The 14,594-nt window shown below is 53.3% G+C and carries 12 protein-coding genes; 9 read left to right on the top strand and 3 right to left on the bottom strand.

The genetic code is table 11. The features are described 5' to 3' along the window. The coding region (locus tag GOW09_RS22450; protein ID WP_216601246.1) for a hypothetical protein at positions 1 to 327 on the top strand (327 nt) is incomplete at its 5' end. A 54-nt stretch (positions 328 to 381) separates the two neighbouring features. Here GOW09_RS22450 and GOW09_RS21955 read toward each other — a convergent pair. Next, a complete protein-coding gene (locus GOW09_RS21955; protein WP_171121015.1) occupies positions 382 to 1,023 on the bottom strand; it encodes a TetR family transcriptional regulator C-terminal domain-containing protein in 642 nt (213 codons plus the stop codon). Positions 1,024 to 1,213: 190 nt separating this feature from the next. On the opposite strand from GOW09_RS21955, the gene GOW09_RS21960 reads away from it, so the two are divergent. The 7 genes from GOW09_RS21960 (at position 1,214) to GOW09_RS21990 (ending at position 10,026) form a co-directional block, all read left to right on the top strand. Further along, entirely contained in the window at positions 1,214 to 2,077 is an 864-nt protein-coding gene (locus GOW09_RS21960) for an ABC transporter permease (RefSeq protein WP_170380962.1), read from the top strand. Further along, entirely contained in the window at positions 2,074 to 2,868 is a 795-nt protein-coding gene (locus GOW09_RS21965; protein ID WP_171121016.1) for an ABC transporter permease, read from the top strand. Before GOW09_RS21960 ends, GOW09_RS21965 begins: the two co-directional genes overlap by 4 nt. Positions 2,869 to 2,888: 20 nt before the next feature. Then, positions 2,889 to 3,989, top strand: coding sequence for an ABC transporter ATP-binding protein (locus GOW09_RS21970; protein ID WP_171121018.1), 1,101 nt, complete (start codon positions 2,889 to 2,891; stop codon positions 3,987 to 3,989). 18 nt (positions 3,990 to 4,007) lie between these two features. Beyond that, on the top strand, positions 4,008 to 5,063 hold the full coding sequence (locus GOW09_RS21975) for an extracellular solute-binding protein (protein ID WP_171121020.1): 1,056 nt from the start codon (positions 4,008 to 4,010) through the stop codon (positions 5,061 to 5,063). 94 nt (positions 5,064 to 5,157) lie between these two features. Next, complete coding sequence (locus tag GOW09_RS21980) at positions 5,158 to 7,224, top strand: FAD-dependent oxidoreductase (RefSeq protein ID WP_171121022.1); 2,067 nt, start codon at positions 5,158 to 5,160, stop codon at positions 7,222 to 7,224. Positions 7,225 to 7,232: 8 nt separating this feature from the next. Then, entirely contained in the window at positions 7,233 to 8,432 is a 1,200-nt protein-coding gene (locus GOW09_RS21985) for an SRPBCC family protein (RefSeq protein WP_171121024.1), read from the top strand. A gap of 25 nt (positions 8,433 to 8,457) precedes the next feature. Beyond that, positions 8,458 to 10,026: a trimethylamine methyltransferase family protein gene (locus GOW09_RS21990; protein ID WP_171121026.1), complete on the top strand. Its 1,569-nt coding sequence runs from the start codon at positions 8,458 to 8,460 to the stop codon at positions 10,024 to 10,026. 36 nt (positions 10,027 to 10,062) lie between these two features. Here the strand turns inward: GOW09_RS21990 and GOW09_RS21995 are convergent, their stop codons facing one another. After that, positions 10,063 to 11,457: an aminotransferase gene (locus tag GOW09_RS21995; RefSeq protein WP_171121027.1), complete on the bottom strand. Its 1,395-nt coding sequence runs from the start codon at positions 11,455 to 11,457 to the stop codon at positions 10,063 to 10,065. Between the two features lie 161 nt (positions 11,458 to 11,618). Between GOW09_RS21995 and GOW09_RS22000 the strand changes: the two genes are divergently transcribed. Then, complete coding sequence (locus GOW09_RS22000; protein ID WP_253284324.1) at positions 11,619 to 12,230, top strand: TetR/AcrR family transcriptional regulator; 612 nt, start codon at positions 11,619 to 11,621, stop codon at positions 12,228 to 12,230. A gap of 35 nt (positions 12,231 to 12,265) precedes the next feature. On the opposite strand, the gene GOW09_RS22005 is transcribed toward GOW09_RS22000, so the two are convergent. Continuing rightward, a complete protein-coding gene (locus GOW09_RS22005; protein ID WP_171121029.1) occupies positions 12,266 to 14,077 on the bottom strand; it encodes a BCCT family transporter in 1,812 nt (603 codons plus the stop codon). Between the last annotated feature and the right edge of the window lie 517 nt (positions 14,078 to 14,594).

The raw sequence follows: 14,594 nt of genomic DNA on the forward strand, positions 1-14,594 counted from the left end.
TCGCCCGCCAGCGCCCGAAACCATCATACCAATGGATCGCAGGCCGACAATGCACCAACAATCAATTTGGACCAGTCAGATGAGGCTGCTCAAGCGAGCTATGCATGCGTTCCCGCGCAACAACAATTGGTTACTTTTGACATATTGATAGGACGGCCTCGCACTCCTGAAAGCAGGCCGGGCACTCAACCAGAGATCGCTTCACATAAAACCGCTTCAGCTATGTTCCCGGTTCGTTATGGCACATTCGTCAACTTTGGGTTTCGGATAGCAGCTGGTTCAATTGAACCTTTTGCGTCCGTACTGTGTTTCCAACATGTTGACTGAAAGATGGGGATTGTCCACTTCTACAGCAGCCAGATAGGAAACCTGACGCAAGCTCTACTCAAGCAACAAAGCGCCGCTTAGGTCAAAATGCTTCGGGAACATTGCGCGCAGAAATCGAAAAACAATTCTCATTGCTTCGTCACGATCAAATGAATCCGGGTGGAGTAGGTAATCTGTCCACATGCCTTCCAGCATTGCGAGTGTGCCGTGCGTAGCATCCCTAGCAACTTGATTAGGGTGTTCGGTTCCAGCTTCTTTCGCAATTCGAGCGAATGCGTTGAAAACCAGATTACGAAGCTTAGCATCGCGGGTATCTGAAAACGCAGCGATTGCCGCTCTGTTTCGGGCCTCGCCTCGAAACGCGTACCAAATGGAAACGTTTTTCTTATTGAGAATGGCTTCACTCAAGTCGCCGCGAACAATCATCTCAATATGTTCCTGTCCGGTTTGCCCGGTCGTTTCCAACAAGTCGTAAATGCCATTGTAGTATTGTTCGGATGAGTAGCGGGCGGCTTCGTCAACCAAATTGTCTTTGCCGCCAAAATGAAGGTGAATCATGCCGCGGGACAGTTCGGCGCGTTGAATGATTTCGCTGACGGAAGTCTCGGAAATCCCTTTTTCTGCAACCGAGTCGAGTACTGCCTCGATCAGGGAAAGGCGGTTTCGCTCGCGTATCTCTTGTCGTCTTCCAGTCATTGGATCAGGCGGCTCTGTTTGTTTTCAGTCTCTTGCGGTGTCTTCTAATGGCCGGTTTGAAATTGGCCATCCCCAGTTGCGAAATTATCAGTTGACACAGCTAGTCCAAAAATTCCAGATTTAAATGGACGATTGTCCATTTTGTGATCGACATTGTCGTGCCACCGAAAACGAAGCTCAGCAGGGAAGCATGGCCGGAGTACTACGAAGTGAAACGGGCAAGGGCCTGGCACTGAGCGCGCCTGCGACGCTCTATGTCGGCCTGCTCGTGGCTGTTCCGCTTTGCATTCTTGTCGCCTACAGCTTTTGGACCCAGACCTATGTCGAGATTGACCGCACACTGACCTGGGCGAATTACCAAGAGGCGTTTACCGACCCGCTGGTTCGACATCTGATGATCCGGTCGGTCGCGATTGCGGGGGCAGTGACATTGGCGACGGTCGGTCTGGCCTATCCGATTGCCTACTTCATCGCGTTTCGGACGCAGAAAAAAACCCTCTGGCTATTGCTGATTACCATCCCGTTTTGGAGCAGCTACCTGCTGCGGGTGTTCAGCTGGAAATTGATCCTTGGCTTCAATGGGGTGATGAACTCAGCATTGATTTCGCTGGGGCTGATACAGGAGCCGCTTACATTCCTGCTCTACAATGAATTCGCTGTTGTCCTTACACTTGCACATGCCTGGGCGCCGTTTGCGATCCTGCCGATTTATGTGTCGCTGCAAAAGATCGACCGCAGCCTCTTGGAGGCCGCAACCGATTTAGGGTGCAGCAAGTTGGAACGGTTTGTGCGCGTAACTTTGCCCCTGACGGTGCCAGGGATCATCGCCGCTTGCTTGATCATTTTCATCCCCACGGTTGGCGATTATGTCACACCAGCCTTGGTCGGCGGTTCGCAGGGAAAAATGGTGGCCAATTTGATCCAGGTTCAGTTTGGCGCGGCCAATAATTGGCCATTGGGTGCAACCCTGTCTCTGCTTGCCATGCTTTCGGTCGGTTGCGTCGCAATCCTGTTTGTGGTGGTCGTCACCGCACTGGGGCGGAGGATCAGATGACCAAGGCTATTCGTATCCCATGGTTGCTTGTTTACGCGATCGCCTATCTGGTGTTTTTGTACCTGCCAGTTCTGCTCTTGCCGCTGTTTTCATTTAATGACGGAACCATCGTGGCTTTCCCGCTAAAGGGGTTCACGTTGAAGTGGTACGCGCAGTTAGGTCAGCAAGACACGTTGCTGCAGGCGATGGTCAATTCGCTGATCGTCGGCAGTGTGACTGCCTTGATGGCGACGTCTCTGGGCCTGTTCGCCGCGCGCGCCTATGTCCGGTACCGTTTCAAAGGAAGGGAATTCTCCGAAGGTCTGGTCATGCTCCCGCTGGTCGTGCCCGGTATCATTGTCGCCAGTTCGATGCTGGTGCTGTTCATCAGCGTCGGGTTGAAACCTTCACTGACAACCGTGATTCTTGGGCATGTGTTCGTGGCTTTGCCCTTTTCCGTATCGATCATGAAATCGGCCTTTGACGATTTCGACCAGTCGTTGGAAGAGGCTGCCTTCGATCTCGGCGAAAGCGTTGTGGGAACCTTTCGGCGTGTCACTCTGCCTATTGTTGCGCCCGGCATCATCGCCAGCATGCTGGTGACATTCACCGTGTCGTTTGATGAATTTGTCCTGGCCTTTTTCCTGTCCGGGAACAGCCCGACATTGCCGGTCTATATCTGGAGCCAGATCCGCTTCCCGGCAAAATTACCCAACACGCTGGCGCTTGGGTCGTTGCTTTTGCTGTCTTCGGTCCTGATGTTGTTGATTGCCGAGTATTTCCGCCGCCGTTCCACCCAGTCATCGGATTGAAGCCAAAGGAAATGAACAAGATGAGCGAACAGAACATCATCGAAATTCAGGGCGTTGAAAAACGCTTTGGCTCCTTTGTGGCTGTGTCCGATCTGAACCTGACCTTGAAAGAGGGTGAGTTTTTTTCGCTGCTTGGGCCTTCGGGCTGCGGCAAGACCACGGCCCTCCGCATCATCGCCGGGTTTCAGGATCACGAAGAGGGCGAGATCCGGATTGATGGGCGCGTAATGGGCGAGGTGCCTGCCAACAAACGTCCCACCAATATGGTGTTTCAAAGTTATGCAATCTTTCCGCACTTGAATGTGGGCGACAATGTCGGGTTCGGATTACGCAAGACAAAGCTCTCGCGGAAGGAAATCAAAGAGCGCGTTGCCGAGGCGCTTGAGATGGTGGAACTTGGCGGTTTGCAGGACCGCAAGGCCAATGAATTGTCGGGCGGTCAGCGGCAACGCGTGGCGCTTGCTCGTGCGTTGGTTATGCGGCCGAAAGTGCTGCTGTTGGATGAGCCTCTTTCCGCGCTGGACAAAAACCTGCGCGAAGCCATGCAGCTGGAAATGCGCCGTCTGCAGCAAAAGCTTGGAGTTACCTTCGTCATGGTCACGCATGACCAATACGAGGCGATGACCATGTCCGATCGCATCGGTGTCATGTTTGCTGGGCAGCTCAAGCAGGTCGACAAGCCCGAAGTTCTGTATTCTCAACCGTGCAATCGGGAAGTGGCTTCTTTTATCGGTGGAATGAACTTTCTGGATGCTGAGGTAACGGCTGAAAATTCTGAAACGCTGGAAGTAACTGTTCAGGGGTTTGGGCAGATGACGATTGGGGTGAATCCAAACGTTCATATGCATGACAAAGAACTGCTGGTCGGCGTTCGGCCCGAACAATTGGATATCAGCGCAGAAAAACCGGAAGGCTACGACGCTTATGTTCAAGGCGTGGTATCGGATGTCGCCTTCTATGGTGAGAGCGTCCATTATTATGTGCGCATCGACGGATTGCCCGAAAGCATCGCCGTCGCAGTGCCCAACTACTTTCACACAGTCGATCACAGCCGGGGCGATACCGTCTGGCTTGGTGTTCAAAGCGCCTCGGTGATCGATTTGGGCAAACGTGAATCATGAATCTGTGGGAGGAGACAAATGAGTAAAACAGCACCACTTATGGCAGCAGTAGTTGCCACCTTTGCCGCCAGCCAAGCTCTGGCGAACGCCGCTGATCTGACCGTTTTTGACTGGTCCGGATATGAGGATCAGGGTTTCTACGGCGACTATGTCGAAAAATACGGCGGCGCGCCTAGCTACACCTATTTTGGCAGCGTGGAAGAAGCGTTCACAAAGCTTCAGTCCGGTTTTGAAGCTGATTTGGCCCATCCCTGCACGGATGCCCTGAGAAAGTGGGTAGCGGCAGACATGATCAAGCCGATTGACACCAGCAAGCTGGAAAACTGGGACAAGCTGATGCCCAAGATCAAAGAGGTCGATGGCATCACCATTGATGGGCAGACCTACATGGTTCCGTTCGAATGGGGCAATACTGGTCTTATCTATCGAACAGATATGATTTCGGCAGATGACGTTTCGCTGCAATTGCTTGCCGATTCTGCATATCAGGGCAAAGTCGCCATTCCGGACGCCGCTTCCAGTGCCTTTGCAATGGCGGCATTGGCAACCGGCGCCTCCAGCTATACCGATATGAGTGACGAGGAATTCCAAAAAGCGGCGGACTACCTGCGCGCGATTCATCCGAACGTGCGCTTTTATTGGTCTGACGCCGGCCAACTGGATCAGGCAATTGCCAGCGGTGAGGTCACGCTGGGTTGGGGATGGAACCAATCGGAACTGAACCTGATCTGGAACGAAACGCCAGCGGTCATGATGCGTGATGTAGACAAAGGTATCGCAACTTGGGTCTGCGGTTATGTGCATCTGAAATCTGCCAAGCAGTCGGATGAGCAAGTCTATGACATGCTGAACGCGCTCAGCTCTGCGGCAAGCGGTAAATACATCATTGAAAGCTGGGGTTATGCCCACGCCAATGAAGACGCTTTTGCACAGGCAGACCCGGAGCTGATCGAAACCTACGGGTTTTCGGATGTGGACAGCTTCTTTGAAGGCAGCCTGTTCTTTGACGCTGTTAACCCCGAGCTGGAGGCCAAGATGTTGAAGGAATTCGAGCGCATCAAAGCTGGCTTCTAAGGGCACTCTTACAACACAGCCGGGAATGGTGGGGACGTAGAAATCCTTCCATTCCCACGAACCAATTTCCAATTTCCTTGGAGGAAGCGCGGCAATGTCAGGCGCTGACGAATATTCTGTTCTCTTCGAACCGGTCAAGATCGGGCCAGTAACGGCTCGAAACCGGTTCTACCAGGTGCCCCACTGCAATGGTTTGGGTCATTTGCGACCTCAGGCCGAAGCTGCCATGCGGGCGATGAAAGCCGAGGGCGGTTGGGCGGTGGTGTCCACTCAGGAGGCCGAGATTCATCCGACTTCAGATTTGTCTCCTTATTCTGAAAACCGAATTTGGGACGATCAGGATATTCCCGCACTGCGTCTGATAAGCAACTCAATTCATGAGAAGGGCTCGCTCGCGGCAATCCAATTGGCGCATAACGGGCACCATGCCCAAAACCACCTGACCCGCGCGCCTCTGCTGGCCCCATCAGAACTTGTCTTGCAGACTCCATACCCGAAACAGGCAAGGGCAATGGACAAGGCTGATATTCGAGAATTTCGCAAGTGGCATCGCGCGGCGGCTCGTCGCTCGCGCGAAGCCGGGTTCGACATTGTGTATGTCTATGCGGGGCATCACATGACATTGCCTCATCATTTTCTGCTGCCGCAGTTCAATGATCGGACGGATGAATATGGAGGTTCGTTGGAGAACCGGGTGCGACTGACCCGCGAGCTTCTGGAAGAAACCAAGGAAGAGGTCGGAGATGATTGCGCCATTGCCCTTCGGTTTGCGGTTGATGAAATGCTCGGGTCAGAGGGGATGCAAGCGCAGGAAGAAGGCCGTGCAGTAGTCGAATTGCTGGCCGAGCTTCCAGACCTTTGGGATGTTAATGTGGCGGATTGGAGCAACGACTCTGCGACGACCCGGTTCGAGCCCCGCGACGGCTTTCAGACCACATACATCGAGTTCGTGAAACAGGTGACTTCTAAGCCTGTTGTGGGCGTCGGGCGTCTTACGTCGCCGGACTTGATGGCGTCACTGGTCAGGAAGGGCATCCTTGATTTTATCGGCGCGGCGCGACCATCCATCGCCGATCCGTTTCTGCCCAACAAAATTAGGGAAGATCGCATCGAAGAAATACGTGAGTGTATCGGTTGCAATATCTGTGTTTCATCCGACTCTCTCGGCGTCCCAATACGCTGTACTCAAAACCCGACTATGGGTGAAGAGTGGCGGAGGAAATGGCATCCTGAGATCATTGAGCGTCGGGTAAACGAGGAAGCTGCGCTTGTTGTCGGCAGCGGACCAGCCGGACTTGAATGCGCCATGCAATTGGCGCGGCGGGGCTACGAGGTAACTCTGGCGGAAGCAAAGCATGAGTTCGGCGGCCGTGTGATGCAGGAAGCTGCCCTGACCGGGCTATCCGCTTGGAAGCGCGTGACAGATCACAGAATCTACGACCTGCAACAACGCGGGAACGTTCAACTGTTCACCGACAGTCGTTTGTCAGCCAGTGAGGTCATCGAGTTGGGTATGCCGAACGTCTTTGTTGCAACCGGCGCAAAATGGCGGCGAGACGGGCGCGGGAAATCTGCATTTCACGGTGCACCAATCGGTTTAGGTTCTCAGATTTTCACTCCGGATGACATTGTGGCCGGAGTCATGCCGCAGGACGGCCCGATTGTGGTCTACGATGATGATCAAGCCTATCTCGGTGGAGTCTTGGCTGATCATTTGGCTCAGGTTGGGCGAGAGGTTGTCTTTGTAACGCCGGCCTCAATAGTTTCGCCGTTTACCGAATTGACGTTGGAGCAGACTAAAGTGCAACGCAGTCTGTTGGAAAAAGGCGTTCGTCTGAACCTGTCCCAGACCTTGGCCGGTGTCGCGCCCGGCCAGGCGACATTGCAGTGCGTCTACACGGGGCGAGAGAACTCCATTGAATGCAGCTCCGTGGTACTGGTGACGCAGCGAATGCGAGAAACCACTCTTTACGACGAGCTTTGCGGTTTGACAGCAAGTCCGCTGAAAACGTTGGAATTAATCGGAGATGCCGCAAACCCCGGCTTGATCGCGGATGCTGTATATTCGGGTCACATGGCTGCCCGGAATTTCGAACGTAACGCGGACGACATCGACCGTGAATTCTTCCGCCGGGAAGTCATTTCCCTTGAATCTGCATGAGGTGCGCTATGCCAAAAGATGACTTGCAAGTAATGCGCGACTTGATGGATGCGCAGCGGGAAGGTTTCGCCATGCCGCGCCATTTCTATACCTCTCAGGCAGTATACGACAACGACATCAGCACGTTCTGGAACCGCAACTGGATCTGGGTCGGCCATGTCAGCCAGGTCGCCGAACCGGGCGACTACTTCCTGTTCGATTACGGCCCGGAATCCATCATCATCGTTCGGGATCGCGAAGGCGAGGTGCGCGCGCATCTGAACGTGTGTCGCCACCGTGGATCGCGGGTTTGCATCGAACAGAAAGGCAAAGCCCGCAACTTCATATGTCCGTATCATGCATGGACATTTGACCTGAACGGCAAGCTACGAAACGGGCGATCGATGGGACAGGACTTTGACCCAAGCCAGTATGGGTTGTTCCCTGTTCAGGTGAAGACTTTTCAGGGTCTGATCTTTGTCTGCGCCGCAGGAGATGCTCCGCCGCTGGATGCTGCCCTTGAAAGGCTGGCCCCGCTTTCAAAGCCGTTCGATTTTGAAAACCTGAAGGTCGCGCATGAGGCGTCATACCCGGTTCCGGCAAACTGGAAACTGGCTTTGGAAAACTACTTGGAATGTTATCACTGCGCGCCATCCCATCAGGATTATTCGCGTAGCCATTCTCTGAAAGACCCTGCTCAGGTTCTGGAGTTCAGCGGTGCGCTTCATGAGCGGATGAACGAAGCCGGAATCCCCACTGAGGAGCTTGATCTGACGGGAGAAAATGCGGACGCGCCGGGCGCAGATGTTTATTGGCGGCGCTACCCCTTGTTCCCCGGTTATGTGACCGGCAGCAAGGATGGAGCGCCTCTGGCGCCGCCTTTGGGCGAACTGAAATCTCTCGATGGCGGAGCAACTGATCTGGGCATCGGCACACTGAACTACTTCCTCGTCTATGCAGATCACGTGGTTGGGTATCGGTTCGTCCCGCGTGCCCTGCAAGAAACAGATATTCAGATCGTCTGGTACGTGCGCAGCGACGCAGAACAGGGCCGCGACTATGACAAGGATGCGCTGACATGGCTCTGGCATGTCACATCGCTCGATGACGAGCGGATCATACGGCACAATCAGGAAGGCGTGAACTCGCACCATTTCGTCCCAGGGCCGTTGTCCGAGATGGAATGGAGCATTCCCGGTTTCTATCGCAACTACTTCAGCATGATCTGACACGCTCAGAATTCGGAGACTAAACATGACAGAGTTAACGCAGCGCAGATCACGACGGCGCGGTGGTGGGCGTGAAGCACGTGCAGCAGTGCGGACCAGCAATGTCGCTTCCCAAGCAATCTGGCCGGGCATTTCGGGTGGACGATACAGGCCTCTTTCAGACGCGGACATGTCGCGTATTCATGAAGCCGCCCTTGGCATTCTGGAGCGTACGGGTGTCGGTGATCCAACACAGGAAGTTCTTGATCTAGTGCTGCCCAAAGGGGCAACGGTGAACGAGTATGGTAGGCTGTGCTTTCCTCGCGCGTTGATGGAAGATCTTTTAGCAAAGGCGGCCAGCGAATTTTATGTCCATGCGCGCGGATCTCGGGCCGGTAAGGACGATATGCACTGCACCAAGGACAAGGTGTATTACGCAAACTCCGGCACTGCTGTGACAACGTTCGACGCAGAAACGCGCAGTTACCGGCCATCAACTCTCAAGGACATCTACGATTTCACCCGTCTGGTAGACCGGCTCGACAACATTAACATGACTGGCGACACGGTTCTGGCAACGGATGTGCCGCAGGACTACGAGCATGACATGAGCATGCTCTACGCGATCTTGGCGGGTTCCGAAAAGCCATCCTGTCTGACGTTCCGTACGCGCGAGCATATTCAGGACGCGATCCATTTATTCGATCTGGCTTCGGGCGGGGAGGGCAAGTTCCTTGAAAAGCCCTCGGTCATTTTTGGCGGTTGCCCCATTGTTTCACCGCTTAGGTTCGGGCGGGAAAACCTGGAAATCCTGATTGATACAGCGAAGATGGGACTTGTCTGCGATTTGGCTGTTCCGCCACAAGCTGGGGCGACTTCACCTGCGCCGTTGGCCGGAACACTGGCCCAGGCCGTAGCTGAGACCTTGTCATGCGTCGCCATTGCAAACTTGATCAATCCGGGCACCCCGGTCGTCTTTGCGGCATGGCCGTTTATTACCGATCTGCGCACTGGTTCCTTCACTGGTGGAAGCGGAGAGCAAGCGTTGATCTCCGCGGCGGCAATTCAGATGGGCAACTTCTACAACCTGCCGACCAGCGTCGGGTGCGGCATGACGGATTCCAAGATACCTGATGCGCAATATGGTTTGGAGAAGGCGCTGACCTTCGCGTTGGCAGCCCATGCTGGGGCCAACCGGCTCTGCGAATTTGGCGGGATGGTTGGCAGCCTGATGGGCTGTAGTTTCGAGTCCATGGTCATCGACAACGAGGCTGCTGGTATGATCTCAAGAACACTTCGTGGGATCGAGGTGAGCGACGACACGCTGTCGGTCGACGTCATTCATGAATGCGCAATTGATCCCGGTCACTTCCTCGGCAACGCGCAGACTTTGCAATACATGGAAACCGAGTATGTCTACCCGACACTGATGGACCGGGAACTAACAGATACCTGGGAGAAAGCCGGTCGTCAGGACATGTTCGAACGGAGCCGATCCGTTGTGGATGACATTCTGTCCAATCACTATCCGAACTACTTTGGCAGCATGGTGGACGAAGAGGTTCGGTCCAGGTTCCCGATCAAATTGCCCCCCGAGGCAATGCGCGCTGGGTAAGCGCCGCTGAGCGTAGGGCGGGCTTCGCGGTTGCGCCTAAGTTTTGAATACGCCTTGGTGCGTCAGGTCTTCGGTTGTCAGCCGGATTCCTTTTTCAAGGATGTCAAACATCTCGTTTAACTCGCCCTCCGTGATGATCAGCGGAGGGGAGAACACACACATGTTGATGATGGGCCGCAAGATCAGCCCGTTTTCCTGGCAATGGTGATCAATCATCGCACCAACGGACTTATCAAGATCCAATAGATTGTTAGCCTCGGCGTCCGCAACGCACTCAACGCAACCAACCAGTCCCATACCGCGGGCATCGCCGACCAGCGGCAAGTCGGCCAGAGCCTGAAGACGCTCTTCGAAAAAGGGTGTGATCGCGCGGACATGTTCCATAACGCCGTCACGCTCCATAATTTCAATGGTTTTCAAACCTGCCGCCGCGCTCACTGGGTGGCCCGAATACGTGAAACCATTTGAAAAGGTGGCATCCTGCCCGTTGTCTCCGCTCACATCTGCAATCAGCCGGTCAGAGATAATACAGGCCCCCATGGGTACATACCCTGACGTCATGCCTTTGGCGCAGGTGATGATATCAGGTTGAATTCCAAAGACGTCTTCCGAAGCAAACCAATGTCCAAGCCGCCCAAAACCGGTTACGACCTCGTCTGAAATATACAGGACATCGTATTTCCGGCAGATTTCCAGGCAGCGCTGATGATACCCCCGTGGAGGCACAATGACGCCACCAGAGCACAAGATCGGTTCAGCGATGAAAGCAGCGACCTTGCCTGCTCCAGTCTGCAGGATCGTGTTCTCCAGATCAGCAATTTTTTCGTCCAGGAAATCATTGATCGTCTGATCGGGGCGACGCGTATACGGGTTCACATTCGGTAGGAAACGCGTAAGGTCCGAGGCCTGATCCAACCAACCTTTGTCGCGCTCTTCTCCGGAAACCGAGGCCGCCAGGTACGTCGATCCGTGATAGGCCTTCTGCCGTGAGATCACGATCTTCTTTTCAGGTTTGCCCAGCAGGTTGTTGCGGAATTGTACAAAACGTATGGCGCTATCAACGGCCGTTGATCCACCCGTTGTGAAGAACACGTGGTTTAGGTCACCCGGGGTTCTCTTGGCAATCTCATGTGCCAACCGGGCTGGAGCCGAGTTGGCATTATTGAAGGGCGAAAAATACGCCATCGCTTTCGCCTGCTGCCCCATCGCATCGGCAATCTCGGTGTTTCCATAGCCCAGTTGAACACACCACATCCCGGCAGGCCCGTCTATCAGGCGCTTTCCGTCCTCGGTCACGACGTGGATACCAAGACCGCTTTCGGCAAAAGTTCGTTCATTTTGGCCTAGGTACGACATCCCCTCCCACGGGTGCAGGAAGTGTTTGTTGTCCCAGTCACGTACAGACTGAAAATCGGAGTTCAAGAGTGTCATTTGGAACCTGTATGAAACACTTATCACAAAATGAACAAACATTCATTCAGTGTCAATCCTTGAACTTCTGCTCCTCTAGATGCGACAAGTAACATGCGCGTTCCTCAACAAAGGAAAAAGACATTTCTGCCAAGACTGATATCCCAACCAATGCACGAGATTTGAGCAAGCTGCAGAACCGAAAGCAGTTGATCCATGCGGCAGCAGACGCAATCCATAAGTACGGAATTCGCGGAACGACCTCGGCAAGAATTCAGGAGCTGTCAGGGTTATCGCGGGGAATGGTGAACCTGCACTTTGGCTCAAAGGAGAAGCTGCTGCTCGCCGTGGCAGAGGAGCTATCAGCGCGCTATGCAAGGCAATGGGAGGCAATCGCAGATAACCCTGAGTTTGGCCCTGCGGACAAGCTGATCTCTATCATAAAAGCTGATTTCGACCCGTTGGTCCTTAATGCGCGGGACGTTGCGATCTGGTTTTCGTTTCGGGCCGAAGCGCTCTCGAATCCACACATTTTTCCTTTCATCGACTCGCGGGACAAAGGTTTCCGAGCGGTGATCCAAGACCTGTTGAAGCAAATTGAGAGTGAAGGTGAGTACGAAGACATCGACGCCAAACTTGCAACAGACGCTTTGATTGCTTTGCTGGAAGGACTCTGGACCGACTACCATTTGCACTCAGAAATCTTCAATCCCGAGGAGGCTTTGAAGATTTGCCTGTATGTATTGCAGTCAATGTTTCCGAAGCACTTTGTGACACAGTCGTTTCACATGTGACCGCGACAAAATGATTGAGAGTGTACTACGGTTAATCACAAACCAGTTCGGGTTTCGCGGTTCAATCGGCGCAGGTCGTTTATCATTGCTTTGGCCAGAGAGACGCACATGAGCAGCAAGACGACACTGAACGGCAGCGCACCGATTATCATGGAATTGGTCAAAGCCTCTAATCCGCCGCCGCCAGCGACAAGCAGAGTTCCAATGACAAGGGCCAGAAGAACGCCCCACAGGATACGATGAAGCGGGCTGGTGTCTTCAGACCCACCGGACATGATCGTGTTCATCACAAGGATGCCAGAGTCGGCGGAAGTAACAAGGAATGTCATGGTTAACAGCACGCACATGACACTCACTACCGTGAGCAAGTTGCCCGATATCATTTCCCCCAAGGTGACAAACAGTGTTGCCGTCGTTGATGCGGTCAGGATAGATCCATTTGCATCCCCGTTAAGCTCCAAATCGATGGCGGCCCCACCAAGTATGGCCATCCACGCGAAGCACACGAGGGAAGGGGCAATGACGGCCCCAAGTATGAATTCGCGTACGGTTCGTCCCCTGGAGATACGCGCTAAGAAAAGGCCGACAAAAGGCGAAAACGCGATCCACCATGCCCAGTAGAATGTAGTCCATCCGGCCTGCCATCCGAACAACCTGCCTCGTGTGCCCGCGTCATAAACTGAAGTCTTGGTTGCATCAGAAAGACCGGCTGAATCGTTGCTCAAACCCTCAAGATAGGTTGCTTTTGTTCCCCATGGATCAGTTGCACCTGCGAAGAGTTCGCCAACAAAGGGCGCCGCCTCGGCTGGCAATACGGAGGCAAACTCGACTTCGGAAATCGGTCGAAAAGCCTGGAAACTCAGAGGGACAAAGTTTTTGATATAGTCAACCAGCGCTGTAGCATAGGTCGTCGCCGCAAATGCGAATGAGCCATAAACAATAAATACCGCCAGCAATAACATTAAAAAGAGAAGATTAATGTTTGACAAGTACTTGACACCACGCCCCACGCCAGAGACGGCTGAGAGTGTCGACATAATCATAACAACGATCAACGCCGTAATTAGGCCGGCGGTCGACGGAATCATTTTGGTTACGTCTTTCTCCACAAGCCAATTCGCACCAGTAATTAGAAACGCACCGTCCACTAATTGAGAAACGCCATATCCGATCGTTACCGCCACGCCGAGTATTGTCGCAACGACGCCGAGCACATCGATCACATGCCCTGCAACACCGTTTGAGTATTCTCCGAGCAATGGGGTCAGTGCGGTGCGGATTGTTAGCGGCATGCCTCTTGTAAACGCGTAATAGGCAAGGCTAAGGCCGGTGACGACGTATATTGCCCAGGCGTGAAATCCGGTGTGCAAAAATGTATAGCGGTAGGCTCCTTGAATTGCGTCCTCGCTTTTGGGTGTGATTTCCCCGGAAATAGTCAATGGATTGGTTTCCCAAAGGCCAAGTGGTTCAGCGGTTGCATAGACCATTAGGCCCACGCCCAGACCCGCCCCAAATATCATCGAAAACCATGAGAAGTTCGAAAATTCCGGTTTCTCATCTTCTAAGCCCAACCTTATTCGGCCAGTTGATGGAATAAGCGCGACAAGGAAGAGGAAGAGTACAAATAATCCAACGGAAAGGTTGTAGAAGGTATTGAACTCGGACAGCATTCCTGACTTCCAAGATCGCAGTGTATCGTTCGCTGATAGTGGCCAAACCAGCGCCCAGAGAACAAGCAGAGAAACCGAGAGTTTGCTGACTAGAGCAATCGGCAGGCTATACCCTTTGTAAAAGCCAGTCCGCTGAGTCCTTATTTTGAGGTCTGTGAAAGGTTCTTCAAGCGCCATGTTTTCTCGGTCTTGCATAAATTGACTGCTTTGCACGCCGCACTGCCAGTCGCTGGGTTCCAGACTAGATTACTTTCAGACAGAATAGGACTGTAGCTGCGGAAGCGATAGCTGAGAGGAAGAACTTTGAGTCGCAAATGGCAAAACCTTTGGGTTATGAAATTTTGAATGACTCAAAATCAAAGGCTTAGCCATTGTTCAATGGCAAAACTATGTGTCGCACGACACTTTGAATTCATTGGAAAAAATGGCGGTTTTTACCAGCTACCCGCCAACATACCCGCCAAAGTGGTGGCTAGTTTCGAATGGCCTATAGACAGCGACGGATTGATACCGGGAAATAACTCGTCAGTTCAAACTGACTATGAGTTACCTGATCGGGTTCAGCCAAATATTCTATCCGTTTACTGTTTTTTTGCTGGGCGACAGACTTCCATACAAGTTCTAAGTTAACTCCTAGGCTCAGGATGCATTGATTTTCGCTGCGCTGCGTGACTCACGGCTCCAAGAACGGAGG

The organism is Ruegeria sp. HKCCA5463, assembly GCF_013034175.1.
Classification (GTDB): Bacteria; Pseudomonadota; Alphaproteobacteria; order Rhodobacterales; family Rhodobacteraceae; genus Ruegeria.

Bases quoted from the DNA above. Each gene is read 5' to 3' on its own strand.
- GOW09_RS21985 (WP_171121024.1), top strand. From the start codon at position 7,233: ATGCCAAAAGATGACTTGCAAGTAATGCGCGACTTGATGGATGCGCAG.
- GOW09_RS21975 (WP_171121020.1), top strand. From the start codon at position 4,008: ATGAGTAAAACAGCACCACTTATGGCAGCAGTAGTTGCCACCTTTGCC.
- GOW09_RS21990 (WP_171121026.1), top strand. From the start codon at position 8,458: ATGACAGAGTTAACGCAGCGCAGATCACGACGGCGCGGTGGTGGGCGT.
- GOW09_RS21965 (WP_171121016.1), top strand. From the start codon at position 2,074: ATGACCAAGGCTATTCGTATCCCATGGTTGCTTGTTTACGCGATCGCC.
- GOW09_RS21960 (WP_170380962.1), top strand. From the start codon at position 1,214: ATGGCCGGAGTACTACGAAGTGAAACGGGCAAGGGCCTGGCACTGAGC.
- GOW09_RS21955 (WP_171121015.1), bottom strand. From the start codon at position 1,023: ATGACTGGAAGACGACAAGAGATACGCGAGCGAAACCGCCTTTCCCTG.
- GOW09_RS21980 (WP_171121022.1), top strand. From the start codon at position 5,158: ATGTCAGGCGCTGACGAATATTCTGTTCTCTTCGAACCGGTCAAGATC.
- GOW09_RS21995 (WP_171121027.1), bottom strand. From the start codon at position 11,457: ATGACACTCTTGAACTCCGATTTTCAGTCTGTACGTGACTGGGACAAC.
- GOW09_RS21970 (WP_171121018.1), top strand. From the start codon at position 2,889: ATGAGCGAACAGAACATCATCGAAATTCAGGGCGTTGAAAAACGCTTT.
- GOW09_RS22005 (WP_171121029.1), bottom strand. From the start codon at position 14,077: ATGGCGCTTGAAGAACCTTTCACAGACCTCAAAATAAGGACTCAGCGG.